21 protein-coding genes are annotated in these 19,681 nt (G+C 52.6%); 16 read left to right on the forward strand and 5 right to left on the reverse strand.

The features are described from left to right. The first annotated feature begins 6 nt into the window (after positions 1-6). The 10 genes from ACQ0MK_RS14835 (at position 7) to ACQ0MK_RS14880 (ending at position 9,227) form a co-directional block, all read left to right on the forward strand. Complete coding sequence (locus ACQ0MK_RS14835) at positions 7-1,332, forward strand: murein hydrolase activator EnvC family protein (RefSeq protein ID WP_430473270.1); 1,326 nt, start codon at positions 7-9, stop codon at positions 1,330-1,332. After that, a complete protein-coding gene (locus ACQ0MK_RS14840; RefSeq protein WP_430473271.1) occupies positions 1,329-2,630 on the forward strand; it encodes a S41 family peptidase in 1,302 nt (433 codons plus the stop codon). The genes ACQ0MK_RS14835 and ACQ0MK_RS14840 overlap by 4 nt, the downstream gene beginning before the upstream one ends. 34 nt (positions 2,631-2,664) lie before the next feature. Then, complete coding sequence (locus ACQ0MK_RS14845) at positions 2,665-4,227, forward strand: divergent polysaccharide deacetylase family protein (protein WP_430473272.1); 1,563 nt, start codon at positions 2,665-2,667, stop codon at positions 4,225-4,227. A 45-nt stretch (positions 4,228-4,272) separates the two neighbouring features. Continuing rightward, positions 4,273-4,818: an RNA pyrophosphohydrolase gene (locus ACQ0MK_RS14850; protein ID WP_430473273.1), complete on the forward strand. Its 546-nt coding sequence runs from the start codon at positions 4,273-4,275 to the stop codon at positions 4,816-4,818. 84 nt (positions 4,819-4,902) lie between these two features. Beyond that, positions 4,903-5,091 (forward strand): hypothetical protein, encoded by a 189-nt coding sequence (locus ACQ0MK_RS14855; protein WP_350043181.1) that lies wholly within the window; start codon positions 4,903-4,905, stop codon positions 5,089-5,091. Positions 5,092-5,150: 59 nt separating this feature from the next. Then, entirely contained in the window at positions 5,151-5,957 is an 807-nt protein-coding gene (locus tag ACQ0MK_RS14860) for a methyltransferase domain-containing protein (protein ID WP_430473274.1), read from the forward strand. 36 nt (positions 5,958-5,993) lie between these two features. Beyond that, complete coding sequence (locus ACQ0MK_RS14865; protein WP_430473275.1) at positions 5,994-6,839, forward strand: alpha/beta fold hydrolase; 846 nt, start codon at positions 5,994-5,996, stop codon at positions 6,837-6,839. Positions 6,840-7,059: 220 nt separating this feature from the next. Beyond that, entirely contained in the window at positions 7,060-7,725 is a 666-nt protein-coding gene (locus ACQ0MK_RS14870; RefSeq protein ID WP_430473276.1) for a hypothetical protein, read from the forward strand. 99 nt (positions 7,726-7,824) lie between these two features. Next, entirely contained in the window at positions 7,825-8,811 is a 987-nt protein-coding gene (locus ACQ0MK_RS14875; RefSeq protein ID WP_430473277.1) for a phytoene/squalene synthase family protein, read from the forward strand. A gap of 170 nt (positions 8,812-8,981) precedes the next feature. Then, a complete protein-coding gene (locus ACQ0MK_RS14880) occupies positions 8,982-9,227 on the forward strand; it encodes a hypothetical protein (RefSeq protein WP_350048315.1) in 246 nt (81 codons plus the stop codon). A gap of 89 nt (positions 9,228-9,316) precedes the next feature. On the opposite strand, the gene ACQ0MK_RS14885 is transcribed toward ACQ0MK_RS14880, so the two are convergent. The 4 genes from ACQ0MK_RS14885 to ACQ0MK_RS14900 form a co-directional block, all read right to left on the reverse strand. Beyond that, positions 9,317-10,513: a phosphoglycerate kinase gene (locus ACQ0MK_RS14885; protein WP_430473278.1), complete on the reverse strand. Its 1,197-nt coding sequence runs from the start codon at positions 10,511-10,513 to the stop codon at positions 9,317-9,319. Positions 10,514-10,715: 202 nt separating this feature from the next. Then, positions 10,716-11,597, reverse strand: coding sequence for a diaminopimelate epimerase (gene dapF, locus ACQ0MK_RS14890; RefSeq protein ID WP_430473279.1), 882 nt, complete (start codon positions 11,595-11,597; stop codon positions 10,716-10,718). Positions 11,598-11,604: 7 nt separating this feature from the next. Next, positions 11,605-12,297 carry a TVP38/TMEM64 family protein gene (locus tag ACQ0MK_RS14895; RefSeq protein ID WP_430473280.1) on the reverse strand — a complete coding sequence of 231 codons (693 nt, stop codon included), beginning with the start codon at positions 12,295-12,297 and terminating at the stop codon, positions 11,605-11,607. 12 nt (positions 12,298-12,309) lie between these two features. Continuing rightward, entirely contained in the window at positions 12,310-13,077 is a 768-nt protein-coding gene (locus ACQ0MK_RS14900; protein ID WP_430473281.1) for an SDR family oxidoreductase, read from the reverse strand. Between the two features lie 92 nt (positions 13,078-13,169). On the opposite strand from ACQ0MK_RS14900, the gene ACQ0MK_RS14905 reads away from it, so the two are divergent. Further along, on the forward strand, positions 13,170-13,754 hold the full coding sequence (locus tag ACQ0MK_RS14905; protein WP_430473282.1) for a Crp/Fnr family transcriptional regulator: 585 nt from the start codon (positions 13,170-13,172) through the stop codon (positions 13,752-13,754). On the opposite strand, the gene ACQ0MK_RS14910 is transcribed toward ACQ0MK_RS14905, so the two are convergent. Then, positions 13,718-14,224, reverse strand: coding sequence for a hypothetical protein (locus ACQ0MK_RS14910; RefSeq protein WP_430473283.1), 507 nt, complete (start codon positions 14,222-14,224; stop codon positions 13,718-13,720). The genes ACQ0MK_RS14905 and ACQ0MK_RS14910 overlap by 37 nt on opposite strands. Before the next feature lie 422 nt (positions 14,225-14,646). On the opposite strand from ACQ0MK_RS14910, the gene ccoN reads away from it, so the two are divergent. The 5 genes from ccoN (at position 14,647) to ccoG (ending at position 19,651) form a co-directional block, all read left to right on the forward strand. Then, on the forward strand, positions 14,647-16,104 hold the full coding sequence (gene ccoN, locus ACQ0MK_RS14915; protein ID WP_430476035.1) for a cytochrome-c oxidase, cbb3-type subunit I: 1,458 nt from the start codon (positions 14,647-14,649) through the stop codon (positions 16,102-16,104). Between the two features lie 14 nt (positions 16,105-16,118). Next, the gene (gene ccoO, locus ACQ0MK_RS14920) at positions 16,119-16,850 is read left to right on the forward strand and encodes a cytochrome-c oxidase, cbb3-type subunit II (protein WP_430473284.1); all 732 of its coding nucleotides are present in this window, start codon (positions 16,119-16,121) and stop codon (positions 16,848-16,850) included. Positions 16,851-16,866: 16 nt separating this feature from the next. Beyond that, positions 16,867-17,028 carry a cbb3-type cytochrome c oxidase subunit 3 gene (locus ACQ0MK_RS14925; RefSeq protein WP_430473285.1) on the forward strand — a complete coding sequence of 54 codons (162 nt, stop codon included), beginning with the start codon at positions 16,867-16,869 and terminating at the stop codon, positions 17,026-17,028. Between the two features lie 15 nt (positions 17,029-17,043). Next, positions 17,044-17,916 (forward strand): cytochrome-c oxidase, cbb3-type subunit III, encoded by an 873-nt coding sequence (ccoP, locus tag ACQ0MK_RS14930; protein ID WP_430473286.1) that lies wholly within the window; start codon positions 17,044-17,046, stop codon positions 17,914-17,916. A gap of 241 nt (positions 17,917-18,157) precedes the next feature. After that, a complete protein-coding gene (gene ccoG / locus ACQ0MK_RS14935) occupies positions 18,158-19,651 on the forward strand; it encodes a cytochrome c oxidase accessory protein CcoG (RefSeq protein ID WP_430473287.1) in 1,494 nt (497 codons plus the stop codon). The last annotated feature ends 30 nt before the right edge of the window (positions 19,652-19,681 follow it).

Here is a 19,681-nt window from a genome sequence, read left to right on the forward strand (position 1 = left end):
TCGAAGATGACCCTGCCTGCGCTGACTGCCTTGGCAGTTCTGATCGCGGGCGGGGCCGCACCTTCTTTTGCCCAATCGCTGCAAAAAGTTGATCAGGAACTTGATCAACTTGAAAGCCAGTTGACCGAACAGCAAAAACAGGAAGAATTCCTGTCGCGTAAATCGCGTGAACTTTGGACCGAAGAACAGGCTCTTCAATCCGAAGCTATTTCGGTTGCCCGTCGGACCCAGCGTCTTGAAGCGACCCTGACCGATATGGAAGATCAGCTTGCAACGCTGGAATCCCGTGAAAAACGTGCCGCGACCAGTCTTGAAGACAAGGCCGGGCAATATGCCCGCATTCTGATGGCGTTACAGCGCCTCTCGACCACCCCACCAGAAGCAGTGATTGCCTTGCCGACTTCCCCGCAGGATACCTTGCGCTCCGCCGTGTTGTTAAAAGCAGCCCTGCCCGGTGTCGAGCAACATGCACGTGATCTGCGGAAGGAACTTGGCGAAATCGCCAGCTTGCGCGAAGATATCCGCAATCGTCGTGGTGACGTTGCAAAGGCCACAAGCGAACTGCAATCAGAACGTGCTTCCCTTACCGAGCTGCTTGGTGAAAAGCGCCGCCTGCGTGCAGCAACCGAAGCCGAAGCCCACGAAGCCGCCAAAGCCGTCAGCGCCCTTGCCGACGAAGCCAAATCGCTTGGCGACCTTTTGCGGACTTTACGCAAACGCGCCGAAGGCCTGCCCAAGCCCCGTGCACGCCCGGACGTTGAAGTTGCAACCCGCACGGAACCGGATGCCGATACGCTGGGCACTTCGACCATCGCAAAAAACACACCTCCCCCACCGCCTGTTGATCGAGATGATCCGGGCAAGGTCGGGACCGATAACGACACCACAAACGAAGAAGATTTTGCTGTTGGTAGTTCGATAACACTGGCCCATGGTGATTTACGCATGCCAGCCAGTGGCAAAGTCGTCACACTGTTTGGGGAAAAATCACGTGGTCCGGATGGATTGACTGTTACACGATCAAAAGGAATTGAGATCAGCACACGTGCAAATGCACAGGTTGTCTCGCCATTTGATGGTAAAGTGGTCTTTTCTGGCCCCTTCCGCGGTTACGGCCGACTCTTGATTATCGAACACGGCGAAGGATACCATAGTCTCATCGCCGGTTTTGATCGGCTCGACAGTGTGGTAGGACAATATCTCTTGGCGGGCGAACCTGTTGGTATTATGGGTGAAACTGCGCCAAAACTGTATCTGGAGATGCGCCAGGACGGGGAAGCAATCAATCCGCTTCCGTGGCTGGCCTCGAAAAACGGCAAGGTAAGTGGATGAAAACCTCTCGATTGGCAGTACTCGCTCTCGCGACCGGCATGACTTTCGGCCTTGCGTCCCCATGTTTGGCGCAATCTTCAACGTCTTCGGCCGAGACCTATCGCCTGCTCAACCTGTTCGGCGATGTCTTTGAACAGGTGAAAGCCAAATATGTCGAAAATATCGATGACAAACAGCTGATCGAAGCTGCAATCAACGGTATGCTGACGTCGCTCGATCCGCATTCCTCATATCTTAACATGGATAATTTCGAGGAAATGCAGGTCGATACCCGTGGGGAATTTGGCGGGCTTGGCATCGAAGTCACGATGGAAGACGGTTTCGTCAAAGTCATCGCACCGATCTATGACACACCGGCTGAAAAGGCAGGTCTGCAGTCTGGCGACTTCATTACCCATATCGATGGCACCGCCATTCGCGGCCTGACGCTTAATGACGCGGTCGAAATGATGCGCGGCAAGGTCAATACAGACATTTTGCTGACGATTGTCCGTAAGGGCGAAGCAGCACCGTTTGATGTAACCCTGACCCGTGCCGTGATCAAGATCCAGTCGGTCCGCGCCGAAGTCAAAGAAGATATCGGTTATATCCGCATCACCAAATTCAACGAGCAAACCTTTAGCGGTCTGCAGCGTGCGATTGGCGATATGCGCGATCAAATCGGGCCGGAAATCAAGGGTCTGGTGATTGACCTTCGTAACAATCCGGGCGGTCTTCTTGATCAGGCGATTTCAGTATCAGACGCCTTCCTTGATAAAGGCGAGATCGTCTCGACCCGTCCGCGCGACACGCAAAACACTGAACGTTACAATGCACGTACCGGCGACCTTGCCGAAGGGCTTCCGATGGTTGTCCTGATCAATGACGGTTCTGCTTCGGCATCTGAAATTGTTGCCGGTGCGCTTCAGGATCACCGCCGCGCGGTCATTATGGGCACACGCAGCTTTGGCAAAGGATCGGTTCAAACCATCCTGCCAATGCCGGGCAATGTGGCACTGCGTTTGACCACGGCGCGCTATTACACCCCGTCGGGTAAATCCATTCAGGAAGTCGGGATTGTTCCGGACATCATTGTCCCGCAAGCCCATCTTGAAAGCATCGAAGCGGAAACGCGACGTTCCGAAGCATCACTGAGTGGTGCCCTTCGTAACGAAGATGCCCGCACAACAAATGCGGAAGAGGATGCGAATTCCCGCCGCGATCAGGCCGAGCAGCTTGCAACTGATGATTATCAGCTCTCGCGTGCGCTTGACATGATCCGAGGCATTTCCCTGTTTGGTCCGCGCCCACATGGGTAAGGTCCAGCCGGGCATCGTGAGAGACTAGCTGTTCGTGTTCAGGAAAATCCTAAATTCCTTGCCGTTCCGTAAAAAGAACAACGGCGATATCGACGAGGACATGGCCGACGAATTGGCCGACGACCTTGACGACGGGATGACTGACGCCGACGATGAGGACGACGAACACGAAACTGATCTTGAAGACCTGCCCTTCAGCGAATGGCCAATTGACATTCAGACCAAAAAGCTGCCAAAGCGACCAAAGTCGCGGCGCAGCTGGATGTCGAAACTTCTGATCATCACGCTGTTTATGTCGCCCTTCGGCGCGACAGCAGTTGCGATGATCCCGATCCTTGATCCGGAAACCGGCTGGCGGCTGTTTCATATGGGGGGACCCGAAGCAACCGTTGCCGTGCCCGGATCGGAACGTGAACTCCAAGAAGAAATTGCCCGTGGAGTCCGCGATGTGCAGGAACGCGATCGCGCGCAGGCAGAAGATGGGGCATCGGACGCCACTGGTGACGCCCCCCTATCGGCTGAAGATATCGCCAATCAGCTTAATAGCGGGGCCGACGCAACTGATGCACCGGGACAAACTGATGGCACCGGATCAGGTGATCACCCAACACCCGAAGAACTTGCTGCCCTGATCGAAGAAGAAGGATCAATTGACGATCCGATTGAACCTGATCCATTGCGCCCGGCCCCGTTGCCGGGTCTCGATGAGGAAGGCAGCTTTGGTCGCATCCCGCGGATTGCCGATGACGGCACAACACCGTTTGATGCCTATAAACGACCATTCGAATTGGTCGAAGGGCAACCTTATGTCGCGATTATGCTGACCGGGGTTGGTTTGAATGAAGCGCGAACCGAAACCGCCATCAACAAATTGCCGCTCAATATATCTTTGGCAATATCGCCTTATGCCCGCGATGTGCAAACCGTTGCCCGCGACGCCCGTGCGATGGGCCACGAGGTCTTTCTTGAACTGCCAATGGAACCGGTTGATTTCCCGCTATCCGATCCGGGACCACGTGCCCTTTTGACATCGCTTTCAGAAGGTGAAAACCTTGTGCGACTGGAATGGTTACTGGCCCAGTTCCCGGGATATGCAGGCCTTGTCAGTCGTCAGGGATCGAAATTCGGTAGCCTTGATAGTGCGATCAGACCAATCATTGAATTCATCTCGCGCACGGGGCTTATGTATATCGAAGGATCAAACAGCGGTGTTGCCAGTTACGGCGCACAACTGGCAGCCAATGCGGGATCGCCAAATGCGATTGGCAATGTCATCATCGATCAGGTTCTCAGCCGCCGTCAGATTGATGCAAATCTGGCTGAGCTGGTGGAAATTGCCAAACGCAACGGTGCCGCTATTGGCATTGCCCAATCCTATCCGGTCACCATCCAGCGCCTGCGAAGTTGGGCGCTTCGATTAAAGCGGTTCGGTGTTGAACTGGTTCCGGTCAGCGCGATTGCCAACCTGCAAGTTGCCCCACAATCCGCAATCGAAGCAGAAGCAGCCCGTCGCGAAGCAGAAGAACGTGAAAATGCCGCCATGGCCGAAGAGGCCGCACAAGACGAAGAAACTGGCGGCGGCTCTATCGAAAACTAGGGATGAATGCCCCGCATGTCGGGCATCAATCAATTAGGAAGAACCATGGCACCGAAGTCTCCGACCCCATCGACTGACGATACCGCAAAAAAGTCCAAAGTCCGGGCGGAAGACCTGCCGTACCGGCCGTGTGTCGGCATTGCATTATTTAATGAAGATGGTCTGGTCTGGATGGGAAACCGGCTTGGGTTTGAAGGGGCCTGGCAGTTACCGCAAGGCGGGATTGATGACGGGGAAAGCTCGGTTGAAGCCGCAATGCGCGAACTCAAGGAAGAAATCGGCACAAGCAAGGCCGAGATCATTGCCGAAACCCCCGGCTGGTTGACTTATGATCTGCCTGACCATTTGATCGGCAAAGCGTTCAAAGGAAAATATCGCGGCCAGAAACAAAAATGGTTCGCCATGCGCTTTACCGGCAAGGACAAGCATATCAAAATTGACGTGCCAAATCCGGAATTTGACGACTGGCGCTGGAACGATCTGGTAACTTTGCCGGACCTGATCGTACCGTTCAAACGACCCGTTTATTTGCAACTTGCCGACGCATTTCATGATGTACCTCAAAGAATTCGTGAAATGAAAAATGCATAAAGAGACAGGTTGCGGCTGTGAAGCGACATGTGTTTCGCTTTATTTCACGAATTATCAGACACTTACGACACAAGGAACTCTACCATGGCGACGGATCGGTTTATCTTTGGTGTTTTGACCATCGCGGTTGGTCTTTTCGGCCTGTTTTATTCAGCAGGATCGCATGACGGTTATTCCTACTTTGTTGGGCTGGCACTGTTTGTTGGTGCGGTGCTGTTCATGTTCCATCTGATCAAGGGACATTATGACCAGCTAGAAGCGTCTGATCACTGATCGGCCACGACCAACATCAAATGCTTTAAAATCACCCCGAAAAGCTCTAAGAATCACTTATGAGCAATACACATTGGGATCCTGCCCGCTACGGTTTGTTTGGCAATGAACGCCTTCGACCGGCCATCGATTTGATCGCCCGCCTGCCCAAAGCAGCAAGTGGGTTTTCGCCCCGTCATATTGTCGATCTGGGCTGCGGCCCGGGATCAGTGACCGCAGTTCTGGCCGATGCCTTTGCCGCATCTGGTGATGATGCGCCGCGTATTGTCGGGGTCGATTCTTCGGACGAGATGCTTGAAACCGCCCGCAAACGTTCTGAAAATATCGAATGGCAAAAAGCCGACATCGCCTCATGGGAACCCGATGGCCAGGTGGATCTGTTATTTTCCAACGCGGCCCTGCATTGGGTGCCCGAACACTCCACACTGTTTCCCAAACTGATTGAATTTGTCCGCCCCGGTGGTTTTATTGCCATTCAGGTGCCAAACAACTTTCTGGCACCCAGCCATCAATTGATCGGCGAAGCGGGCATTGAATGGCGCAAGGAAGTGGCAGAAGCAATGCACGTGGCCCGCATTATGCGCCCGGGCGACTATTTTGATGTTCTCGCGCCAGCCTGTGACGACATTGATCTGTGGCAGACACAATATTGTCACGTCCTGACCGGACCCGATGCGGTGTATAACTGGACCAGTTCGACCATATTACGCCCGGTGCTGGCAGCCCTTCCCGATGATGACGCTCGCGCGAGCTTGACCAAGAAATACAAAGACCGCCTTAATCAGGTCTACCCGTCGCGCGAAGATGGCCGCACCCTGTTTCCGTTCAACCGCCTGTTCATGATTGCCCGCAAACGTTCAGAATGATCATCTGATAAGACATCCCCTGACAAGGAGCCATCTATGGCAGAGTTTCGCGAACATTTCGTCAAATGCTGCGGTTATGAAGTCCATGTCAGGGCATGGGGTGATCCATCCAAACGTCCCTTGATCATGATGCATGGTCTGGCCCGCTTGGCCGATGATTTTGACCATGTCGCACCGCATTTCACCGATCAGTATTATGTTCTGTGCCCCACCATGATCGGGCGCGGTTTTTCTGGCTGGGCCAAAGATCCTGATAGGGAATATACCGTGCCATTCTATGTCGCGCAGATGTTCGAGCTGCTTGATCATTTTGGCGTTCAAACCTGTGACTGGATCGGCACATCCATGGGCGGGTTAATCGGGCTCTATGCCACCGCTGAAGTCGCCGGGCGGATTGAAAAGCTTGTGCTGAATGATATCGGCCCGGAACTTGATCCCGATGCGGTTGCACGTATCAAATCTTATGTCGGCGCATCACCGGAATTTGAAACCATTGATGATGTCGAAAAGCTTGTCCGACTGGTCTATGCCCCGTTTGGCGTTGCAGATGATGCGACTTGGGCATTTTTGGCATCACGTTCTGTACGTCGCCTGCCCAACGGCAATTTCATGATGCACTACGATGCCGAAGTCATGCGCGTTTTTGCCGAACATATTGATTCCTTTGATGCTTGGCCCGAATTTGACGCCCTTCCGTGCCCCGTTATGCTGATCAGTGGCGAACAATCCGATCTGATCCCCAAAACCATCGTCGATAAAATGAAAAATAAAAAACCACAAATGCCGGTTTTTGCAGTGGCGAACTGCGGTCATGCACCCCATCTGAATGACAAAGCGCAAATCAACGCAATCAGGGACTTTCTGGGCATCGATCGTCAATAGCGTGCAACTCACGCGCACCAATTGACAATTTCCTACCAAAGAACCTGAACAAATACGACCCTGACCGCATAGAACCATACTTAAATTGGTCGCTGCGGGCAGACATATGGTTGGTATGGGACCGACACTGATACTGCTCTGATTTGTCCATTCACCTGGACGATCCCCGACCAATGCGTCGATTGTTGTGTTTGTTTGATCACCTGTGGGAACAGGCGGCATGACGAAACTGCATCTGATAAAACGCTCGCTGCTTACATTAATTCTGGCCACCTGCATCAACACAGGTTTGGGCCCGATTTATGCTGCGTACGCGCAATCAAATGAAACTGCGGAAACTGTCACCCCGTCATCCCGGCTAGCATTTGGTGGCGGCTTTGCCACGGGCATACTCCCGCCTGCAGGACATGACGGGATTGGCAATTATTTTTCTGGTCGGACAAGCTATGGCATTTCACTAAGGCCCGCCCCCGATCAACCAGATAGAACCGATCAATTCTGGTTGGAACTCGATAGCAATACCAACAACCAACAAGGCATTAGTGCCCAAATCGGACTTGGCTATTCCCCGTCACCGGATGTCGGGTTTGCCGTCGGCCCGTTTCTGGATCTGAATGCCGCCACATCGGGCAATATTGGCATTTATCAAACAGGCGGACTGACAATTGAACAGCCCCGCCAACGGGCTTTGATATCGGGAAGTAACAGCGCCTTTAACGATGCTGGCCTTGCTGCATCTTTATCTTATATGCCGCTTGAAGATATCTGGATTGGCTTGCATGGCAGTGTGTCGCACAGCCTTACGCCAACCCCGCCTGATCAGGGTATTCTGGACGGCATTGATGCCATGCTGGGCCTCACAGCCCGTTATCGCATCGAATTCTGATTTCGCATTTCCGTTGCGCGACTAAATTACGCTGTTGCACAGGCCGGGCAGTCCTGTATGACTCTTTGAAAGGCAAACCAAAGGGACATATAGAGACGCATGAGCCATTCGCTCCCACCAGAAAAGTCCGTACTTGGCGCACCGTTTGACGCGTGCAACCAACTTGCAGCAGCCAAAAACGCCAATCTTTACCGTGCAGCCATGCGGCTTTCCCCGGAACGCCAACGTTTCTTTTTGGCAAGTTATGCTTCCATGCGCGTCATTGACGATATTGTCGATGACGGGTTTCTGGAACTGTCTGATGCAGAACGCGATGCCCATCGTGAAAACATCATTCAAACAATTGATCAGTGGCAGGCACAGATCATTTCCGCCAAGGCCGGTGCAGAAAACCCGCTTCCCGAAACCGGTCCGCTGAATAATGATGTTTATGAAGCCTTGCGCGCGACACTGGGCCGTAGCGACCTGTCACCGGAACCATGGGTCGAACTGGCAGATGCGCTTCATCGTGACGTTGCCGAAGAACCGATGGATGAATGGGATGACTTCATCGCCTATTGCGAAGGTGCGACGGCTGCCCCGGCATCGATTTTTGTCTATTTGCTGTCCGCCCGATATGATCCGGACATCGGCTATACCTCGCCACTGACCAATCCACCGGTCTACCATGCACGCGATATGGCGATTTTTTGCTACATCATTCATATCCTGCGTGATCTTCCCGAAGACATCAAAGGCCCCGACCGCCTTGTCACCATTCCGGCAGAAATGCTGATCGCGGCCGATATTACCCTTGGCGAAATTCGCAATGTGATTGGTCAGGGGAAATATGACGACCTTGATTATCTTGGTGGCATCCTGCTTGAACGCGCGTGGGAACATTTTGAAACCGGTCAGGCACGGTCCGGCGAATTGCTGTCGATTCTCGATACGGACGAGGCAGATACCCTTTCGCGCCTGTTTACGGTCTATATCGAACTGGGTGGCTCCATGATGGAAAATGGCTATGCCAGCTTCCTGAAAGATCGCGACACCATCATGCAGACCACCGCGCAAAACAATCTGCCGGACGTCAACAAACCATAAGATCAGGGCCGAGACGTTAGCGAAACTCGGCCCGAAAACCTGCCAAGAACATGAAGGTTTCCGCCACACATCACCGAAACCAACCGCCCCGCTACATTTGACTTAAGAGAAACAGAAAATCAGGAAGACACTTCCTTGCTGCATCTCTTACTTACGCAACAAGAGGTTAAATGATGTTTCCTTTCCTTAAAAAGGTCGAATCATGGGTGCGGAACCAGTGGGTCGATGCTTCTGTGGGCTTCATATTGCTGTTCACCGCATTAAGCGACACCGGGGATACTCTTTTTGATGATGTGATGTCGGGGAATGTCGGAACATCCCATGGCGTGCTTGTTCTGGGCCTTGCCCATATCATTCGCTCAATCCCGCCGGTTCTGCACAGTATCGGCCTGATTTTCTATCCGGAAAAAGCGTAAAGCCCCCATCATCAGTCCGGGGCATTACGTAAAAGAAAACCCCGCCAATTTGGCGGGGTTTGTCATTTTCAGTCTTGGTCAGAAGACCTTCACTTGGTGCTAAGGGCTGCAACACCCGGAAGGGTTTTACCTTCAAGCCATTCAAGGAATGCCCCACCTGCGGTCGAGACATATGAAAATGCCTGATCGGAATCTGCATGACGCAGGGCCGCCACCGTATCGCCACCACCGGCAACCGACAGAAGCTTGCCTGCCTTGGTCAGTTTGGCGGCATGTTGGGCAACCGACACCGTCGCGGTATCAAACGGGGTGATTTCAAACGCACCCAGCGGTCCGTTCCAAACCAGTGTTTCACAGGATTCAAGACGCGCATTCAGGTCCAGAATGGTCTTCGGACCCGCATCAAGGATCATGCCATCAGATGCGACATCATTGATGTCTGAAACATCATGCGGTGCGTTTGCTGCGAATTCCTTGGCCACCAGGCCATCGACCGGCAGAACGATTTCACAATTGGCAGCTTCGGCCTTGGTGAATATCTCGCGTGCGGTTGCAAGAAGATCATGCTCGCAAAGCGATTTACCAACATTCACACCTTTGGCAGCAAGGAACGTGTTGGCCATGCCACCGCCAATGACAAGCTGATCAACCCTGGCAACCAGATTGCCCAGAAGATCAAGCTTGGTGGAAATCTTTGCGCCGCCAACAATCGCCATCACCGGATGTTTCGGTGCTTCAAGCGCATTGCCAAGTGCTTCTAGTTCGGCCTGCATAAGACGACCGGCATAAGACGGAAGTGCGCGCGCCAGACCTTCGGTTGATGCGTGAGCACGGTGCGCACAGGAAAAGGCATCATTGACGAAAATGTCGCCAAGTTTGGCCAGTTCCGCAACAAATGCCGGATCGTTCTTTTCTTCTTCTGCATGATAGCGCAGGTTTTCCAGAAGTGCGATTTCGCCGTTTTCAAGGCTGTTGACCACGTCCACTGCTGTCGCCCCGATGCAATCATCGGCAAATTTCACCGGACGACCAAGCTGCTTGGCGAGTGCTTCTGCAACCGGCTTTAAGGTCATCTCTGCGACGCGTTGGCCTTTTGGGCGGCCAAAATGGGTAATCACAACCAGTTTCGCGCCGGCATCGGCCAGTTCGATCAGTCCGGGAACAGTCCGTTCGATACGGGTCGTATCGCCAACAACACCATCCTTCATCGGAACGTTAAGATCAGCGCGCAGCAAAACGCGCTTGCCAGCGACATTGACACCGTCAAGCGTATTAAAGTCAGCCATTATCTGAACCTGCTTTTGAGTTTCACAAAAGACGGGAGGGGGATGTCCCGACATGGATCGAACCAAATCCTGATGCGCCCTGTTTTGCCCGATCAGTGCAATCGACGCAAGACCAGATGGGGTCCGTAAGAATACCTGTAAAAGATATCGGCATAAAATTTCGGCCAGTCACGTGATGTGCTGGCCGGAATTTAAAATCTTATCAATGTTGTCCCAAAAGGGATGAATGCAAAAATCCCTGGAAACTGGTCGCCACCGGCCCGGTCATCAACACATGATCATCGGGCAACCATTCGATGGTCAGCTTGCCACCATCCAGAATGATTTCGGTTTTGCGATCTGTCAGGCCACGACGTGCTGCCGCAACCCCAACGGCACAGGCACCTGTGCCACATGCGCGGGTTACGCCAACACCACGTTCCCATACCCGCATGCGGATCTGGTTTTCGCCAACAATGCTGCACACTTCGATGTTTGCACGTTCCGGGAACATTTCGTGATGTTCAAGAACCGGTCCAAGCTTTTCGATATCAATCGCCTCGGCATCATCGACAAAAAACACCGCGTGCGGATTGCCAACATTAACACCGACCGGATCCGAAAGCGGCCCAAGCGACAGCGGAATATGATTGGTATCAACCGCCTGGGATAACGGGATATCGCGCCAGTCCAGTTTGACCTGCCCCATATCGACCGTCACACGCCCATCGGCAAGGCCATTTGAATCCAAAAGCCCGACCACCGTTTCGATGATGACGTCTTTCCGGCCCAACTCGCCCATGACGATGCTGGCGACACAGCGTGCGGCATTGCCACATGCCTCAACCTCGCCACCGTCATTATTGCGGATGCGCATGAATGCATCGGCCATGTCATCAAGGGCCGGTTCAATCACAATCAACTGATCGCACCCGACGCCGGTCTTGCGATCTGCAATTCTGGCCGCTGTTGCGTTATCAAGATCAAGCACAGCAGGATCGCGTCGTCCGTCAAAGACAACGAAATCATTTCCAAGACCATGCATTTTGACAAAAGGAATACCGTTCATAACCGCCTTATAGTCCTGATTCGAAATTGCGTCCATATGTCGCTTACCCGGATATAGAGGCACCTTTATGTTCCGCAACCTTCCGATTTTGTGCCCGGTGATGACGGATCAGGAAAAACCAACATGACCACATCACCAATGACACCCCGGAAGCCCCCCAAATGGCAGGCATCGGATTGGCAAGCGAACTTTGTGACCCAAACCAGCTACAAACAATCACATAGGGGACCGTGCCAATCAAATAGGCCAACCCGAAATAGCCAAACTTCATGCGCGTGACCCCGGCCAAACAACATGAAACTTCCGGCAGGATCGGCATGGCCCGGCAAATCATCAAAACCACCAAGCCATAGCGCGAAAACACATCTTCCATTTCAAGAAGCCGCTGGTCATCCGAGATAACCCGACGCAACACCGCCCGGCCAAATTTTCGACTGATGATATATCCGCTCACACCTGCCAAAATCATGCCCGACCCCGCCGCCAAGGCACCGCCTATCGGGCCCAGAAAATATCCCGCAAGCAGTGTGACCGTCATGGTTGGCACAGCAATAAAAAGATCCGCAACCAGAAGACCGATGACGATGGTGGCGACAAACCATGGGTCAATGCGCTGGGCAAATTCGAGCCATCCAACCACGTCATCACGTTGCAACAACCCGGTCGCAACCAGAATGCCAAAGGTTGCGGCAAAACAAATCGCCAGAACCAATCCCGTTTTCAAAAGATCTTTCATGACAGCCGCCCCTTATCCATTGCGCAGAATTGATTTCATCAAGGACGGCGACAGGCGGCTGATGATCGGGATCAACCGTGCCTTTCCGACATAAATCTCATCAAGACCGGTATCAATGCCGTGATGGATGGCAAGGGCAGCTTTCCGGGCTGAAATCTTGCGCATCTTGCGGCCTTTGGTCATGGGCGTATCGACAACGGGCAAGAACACTTCACTGACGGCGATCGGAATGCCTGCTGCGGCAAGTTGATACCGCAAACTTTGCGACAGACTGTGCAAGGCGGCCTTGCTTGCGCAATAGATCGCACCACTTGTTTTCGGGAAGAACGCAAGACCAGATGAAATATTGACGATCCGAAGCTCCACGGGTTCGGATCGGGATTTTGACCGGTTACTGTTTGCGTATTTGGTCACAAAGGCATGACATATGCGGATTGGCGCAAGCAAATTGATCGCAATTTCGCGCTGGGCCACATCCGGATCAAAACCGTCTTCGGTTAAAATACCCCGTTCCTGAATGGCGGCATTGTTAAGGATCAGTCTGATATCGGGATAGACGTTCAAAACATCGCGCATCATTGCATCGACCGCGTCCGGATCACTCAGATCGGCTTTAACAATATGAAGGCCGGGATATCGATCCTGAAGGATTGCCAATTTCTGTTCTGAACGACCATGCGCAACAATCTCGACCCCTTGCGCGTGATAAATCCGAAGCAATTCCAACCCGATCCCCGATGTGGCACCAGTGATCAGGACAATTCCGGTTTGTTTGTTCATAATGGGCGTTCCTACCGCGTACTCGTAAGATCAAATCAGCGGTAAGGATCTGTTGTGCACACCCATCTTGCATTAACCCGGGTTTATTGGTCATGGATTTTGGCGGATTAATTAAACAGCTGGAAAGCAACCGGCATCTGGCCGGTCATATACGCACGGCACGATTTGCCAAAGCAGCCCAGATCATTAAACAGGGCGAAATATGCAAGGACGTCATTTTCCTGCGCAAAGGTCTGGCGCAGATGTCCTATGTCACGTTTGAGGGCAAAGAATGGATCAAAAGCTTTTTTGCTGAAAATGCGGTGATGGGATCACGGCGCTGCCAGATCACGGGGGAGCCCAGCCATTTTGCCATAACCTGCCTTGAAGACTGCGAAGTCACGGCATTTCCGTATGATAAACTTCGTTTGGCAGCCGCTGAAAACGCCGATTTATTGGCGGTGTTTTTTGATTTCAACGAACAGGTTAGCCTGCGGAAAGAAAAACGCGAATATGAATTTCTCTGCCTGTCGGCCCAGGATCGCTATCAGGGCTTTATCGAAGAATACGCCAACATCGTCCCGCGTCTGACACAGGCACAAATCGCAAGCTTTATCGGCATCACGCCCATCGCCCTTTCGCGTATTCGCAAACGGCTCCGTCAGGCGGAAAGTTTGGGCGTTGCCGGCGCGCAATAGCGCACTTTGCTGGGGACAAAACCAGCCTTGGCAAAATAGTCGCGTAATCGGCCTTCCATCTCGCCAAGCGAAACATAAACGTTGTGGCAATCATGGTCGCTGGATAGCCGGGTCATGGCATCCCCCATTGCATCCAGAACATAGTTACCCGTAACGATTTCGACGGCCATGACATTGTCGACGTGAAGAACAAGACCATCCGTCATGTCATCGCGGACATGATAGGAAAACAGCCCATGGATATAGCCACGTTCATTGGCAATAACGATAATGCCACGCTGGCGCTGCCACAGGATGCTATCCCCGTAATCTTGCCCGGCTTGTTCGTTTTTGATGACCGGCAGGCAGTATTTATCCACAAAGGCACGCCAGCGCACAAATGTCAGATCGACCTGCAACATCTGAACCAGCGGAAAGGTCATATCCGCTGTCTGGGATGTAAGTGGAAGTGCCTGATAGACTTCTGGCATGACCCTGACCTTAAACTTTTTAATTTCCCGGATGATGCCGGAAATAAACCCTCCCAACCTTGATGTGCATCAACACCTTTTGCTGAATTGCTTGGCATAAACATCCCTAGCATTTGACGGCCTCACCAACAGGCGTGTTGTTTTCTATGATTGAAATTATGACGGGTTTTTCGCGTCGATATTGACGTGGATCAATGGTTTTTGTCCTGCCTGCCCGCATACTTACCGAACAGATTAGAAAACCTCGCCTGAAACCGAACGTGTTCGATTGTACGAGCACCGCAAGTGGGTGGGGCTTTTTGTGCAGGTGAGTTATCGGCGCCCGCGCCGTTAGTTCACGGGGACTGATGAAATTGTCCAAGAGGGTTTTGGACAGTTCACCCGAAGACCTTGAACGGGAGTCAAGCATGAGCCAGGGGAGCATGGCACAGACAGCGTCACCATCTGTTGCTGTCGACTATAATATGGACGTTGTGCGCTGGGGCGCATTGGCGACCGTGTTTTGGGGCGTAATCGGATTTTTGGTCGGTGATGTCATCGCATGGCAGCTCGCATTTCCGGTTCTCAATTTCGATAACGAATTTCTGAACTTCGGACGTTTGCGCCCGCTGCATACGTCCGCGGTCATTTTTGCCTTTGGCGGTAACGCGCTTTTGGCGACGTCCTTCTATGTTGTTCAGCGCACCTGCCGCGCGTCGCTTTATGGTGGAAAGTCACTGCCGGCATTCGTTTTCTGGGGATATCAGTTGTTCATCGTCATGGCCGCCATCGGCTATGTCACCGGAACGACCCAGGGCCGCGAATATGCCGAACCGGAATGGTTTGTTGATATCTGGCTGACAGTGGTTTGGGTCTGCTATCTGGCGGTATTTGTCGGCACCCTGCTAAAACGGCGTGAGCCGCATATCTATGTCGCAAACTGGTTCTATCTGGCCTTTATTGTGACCATTGCGATGCTCCATATCGGCAATAACCTTGCCATTCCTGTATCGTTCATGGGCACCAAATCCTATTCGATGTTTTCAGGCGTACAAGATGCCCTGACCCAGTGGTGGTATGGCCATAATGCGGTTGGTTTCTTCCTGACTGCCGGTTTCTTGGGGATGATGTATTACTTCATCCCGAAACGTGCGGAACGCCCGGTATATTCTTATCGCCTGTCGATCATTCACTTCTGGGCGCTGATCTTTCTCTATATCTGGGCTGGTCCGCACCATCTTCACTACACCGCACTTCCCGATTGGGCACAGACCCTTGGCATGACGTTTTCGATCATGTTGTGGATGCCTTCATGGGGCGGGATGATCAACGGCCTGATGACGCTTTCGGGTGCATGGGACAAACTGCGCACCGATCCGGTTCTGCGTTTCATGGTCGCTGCTGTTGGCTTCTATGGCATGTCGACCTTCGAAGGGCCGGTCATGTCGATCAAGGCGGTCAACGGCCTGTCGCATTATACCGACTGGACCATTGGTCACGTTCATTCCGGGGCGCTTGGCTGGGTTGCCTTTGTCTCCTTCGGGGCGATCTACTTCCTGATCCCGGTTCTGTGGCACCGTGAACGGCTTTATTCGATGCGTCTGGTGTCACATCACTTCTGGTTGTCGACCATCGGGATCGTTCTTTACATCACTTCTATGTGGGTTTCGGGGATCATGCAGGGCCTGATGTGGCGTGCCTATGATGAATTGGGCTTCCTGCAATATTCCTTCATCGAGACTGTTGAAGCGATGCATCCCTATTACATCATTCGCGCAACTGGCGGCCTGCTGTTTGTACTCGGCTCATTCCTGATGGTCTGGAACGTCTACAAGACAATCCGTGGCGATCTGCGCAATGAAGCACCGATTGGCACACCTGCAACCGTTGCAGCCGAATAAAGGGGGAACGAGATATGCTTCTTAAAAAACACCATATTGTTGAAAAGAACGTCTTTGTTCTGATCCTTGGCATTTTCCTGACCATCATCATTGGTGGCATTGTTGAAATCGTCCCACTTTTCACGATGGAACAAACCATCGAAAAGGTCGAAGGCGTACGTCCGTACTCCCCGCTTGAGCAGGCTGGTCGTAACATCTATCTCCGCGAAGGGTGCTATAATTGCCATTCCCAGCAGATCCGTCCATTCCGTGACGAGGTCGAACGGTATGGTCATTACAGCCTTGCCGCGGAATCGATGTATGACCATCCATTCCAATGGGGATCAAAACGTACCGGGCCGGATTTGGCCCGTGTTGGCGGGAAATATTCCAACGACTGGCATGTCGCCCACATGATTGATCCGCGCGCCGTTGTGCCGGAATCGATCATGCCCGGCTACCCGTTTTTGGCCGAGCGCAAACTGAAATTCGATGATGCCCAAGCCCATCTCGAAACGCTTAAAATGGTTGGGGTTCCCTATACCGACGAGATGATCGAGGCCGCCAAAGCCGACCTTTACCTGCAGGCCAGCGAGGACGCCGCCTATGACGATGATTTCCTTGCACGTTACCCAAATGCGGCGACAGGTGATTTTGATGGTGATCCAACAAAACTAACCGAAATGGATGCGCTGGTTGCGTATCTGCAGGTGTTGGGCCGGATGGTCGACTTCACCACCTACAATCCGCAAATGAACCTGCGCTAGGGCAAAGGGGAACGTCATGGAATTCTTTACGCAACTCGCTGACTTTTTCCGCCCTCTATGGGGCTTGTGGCTGATGCTTTTATTTGGCGCAATCATCGCTTGGGTCATGTGGCCCAGCAAAAAACGCAATAAAGACATGGAAGACCACGCCCACATCCCATTGCGGGATCAGGATTAAGGGGAGAACCGAGCAATGTCGACAAAAGTCGAGAAAGACCAAGTATCCGGGCGTGAGACCACCGGCCACGAATGGGACGGTATCAAGGAATTGAATACACCGCTGCCATCGTGGTGGGTTTATGTCTTCTGGGCCTGTTGTGTTTGGTCAGTTGGCTATTGGGTGGTCTATCCATCCTGGCCAAGTGCGACCGACTATCTCAAAGGTGCCTTTGGCACCACCAACCGCACCCAACTTCATGAAACCATGGCCAATGTTGCCGCCGAACGGGCCCCTTATATGGAACGTCTGGCTGCTTTGGATCTTTCGGAGATCGTCAATGATGGCGAACTTCTGAACTTCTCCATGGCCGGGGGCAAAGCCATCTTTGCTGATAACTGCGCCCCGTGTCATGGCACAGGTGGGTCGGGCAATCCGGGCTTCCCGTCGCTTCAGGATGATGCATGGCTTTGGGGCGGATCCCTTGATGCCATCAATGAAACGCTTCATGTCGGCGTTCGCTGGGATGCCAACGAAGATACCCGTTTCAACGACATGCCCGCATTTGGCCGGGACGGTTTGCTTGAACGCGATCAGATTGATGATGTCGTTCAGTATGTTATGGCCTTCACCAACCGCGCGACAGATGCAGAATCTGCAAATCGTGGTGCCGTTGTTTTTGAAGAAAACTGTGCATCCTGTCACGGCGATGACGCCAAAGGCATTCAGGAACTTGGCGGACCAAACCTGACCGATGCCATCTGGCTCTATGGTGGGGATAAATCCACCCTGACCGAAACCGTGACCAATTCACGCCGTGGTGTGATGCCTGCTTGGGGCGGTCGTCTGGATGAAGAAACCATCAAAATGCTGACCGTTTATGTCCACTCTCTTGGTGGTGGCCAGTAAACTTAATAATACAGAATGCCCGCCGCACCATCACTGCAATGATCCTGTCTGGAATTGATATGTATCATGGTGATTGCGGCGGGCATTTCGTACTTTCAATATCAGATTTGAATAATTCGAGCCTGCCCCACAAAGCCGCCAGACATAAGCAGTGTCATGGCAGCATATCCGCATCATCTGGTTGGTGGTTTCCACATAGAGAACAGTCAGATAATTGCGGCATAAAATTCAGGTAGCGAACATGGCCATGTCCAATTTGCAACAATCCGATCCGAAAACCATTGCCGCGAATGGTGACGAAGATCGTGAGCAGCCACTTTATAAAACCCGCGATAAGGTCTATCCAAAACGGGTATCGGGATATTTCCGGAACCTGAAATGGTTTGCCCTGATTGCACTTCTCGCAATTTACTGGCTGGTCCCGTGGCTGCGCTGGGATCGCGGGGCAACGGCCCCTGATCAGGCCGTTCTGATTGATATGGATTTGGGCCGGGCTTATTTCTTCTTCATCGAAATCTGGCCTCAAGAAGTCTATTACATCACCGGTATCCTGATCATGGCCGCCATCGGTTTGTTTTTGGCAACATCGCTGTTCGGCCGTATCTGGTGTGGCTATGGCTGCCCGCAAACGGTCTGGACCGACCTGTTCATGTTGGTTGAACGTTATATTCAGGGTGATCGAAACGCCCGGGTTCGGCTTGATCAATCAAAGTGGACGTTGGAAAAAATCTGGAAAATTGGCGCAACCCATCTGGCCTGGGTTGCCATTTCTATGATCACTGGCGGTGCATTTGTTCTGTATTTCAACGATGCGCCCACGGTGGTGGTCGATGTGTTTACCGGCAACGCATCATTGGCGGTTTATGTTACCATCGCGTTTTTGACGTCTTCGACATATCTTCTGGCAGGCTGGGCCCGTGAGCAGGTTTGCACCTATATGTGCCCATGGCCGCGGTTTCAATCGGCCATGCTTGATGATGAAAGCCTGATCGTAACCTATGAAGGGTGGCGCGGTGAAACCCGTGGCCCAATCAAACGTAAAAACCTGGCACGCGGCGAAGTCCCCGAGACCGGTCACTGCATTGACTGTCATGCCTGTGTAAATGTCTGCCCTACCGGCATTGATATTCGCGATGGCTTGCAGATGGAATGCATTGGTTGTGGCCTGTGTATTGATGCCTGCAACGATATCATGGACAAGGTTGGATTCCCTCGCGATCTTGTGCGGTTTGACTCGGTTCAGAACACCCAGCTTCGGGCAACAGGTAAAGCAACCCGCGTGCGGCTTATCCGTCCGCGCACCATTTTTTATACTTTCATTTTGATGGTCGTCGCGTCGGTCATGATGTTTGGCCTGTTTAACCGCTCGGTTCTGGAACTCAATGTCCTGCGCGATCGCAATCCGCTGTTTGTCACATTGTCGGATGGCGATGTCCGCAACGGTTACACCATCAAGGTTCTGAACAAAGAACAGGCTAATAAGACCTATATTTTGTCGGTCACGGGTCTTCCGACCACCGGTCTGCAAGTCATTGGCCAAACCCCCAATCAGGATGGCAGCTTTAACCTTGATGTCGCCCCTGATCGGGTGGGCAGTTTCCGGGTCTTTGTTGCAGCAACACCGACCGCACTTGATGGCGACGCGACCTCGTTTGAATTTAAGGTAACCGATCTCGAAACCGGAAATTCTGAAACTTATGATACAGTATTTGCCGGTCCAAAGACCGACCGCTGATCGTGAAAACGGCTCAGTACAGGAAAGATA

The organism is Thalassospira lucentensis (genome assembly GCF_050516545.1).
Taxonomy (GTDB): Bacteria; Pseudomonadota; Alphaproteobacteria; order Rhodospirillales; family Thalassospiraceae; genus Thalassospira; species Thalassospira lucentensis_C.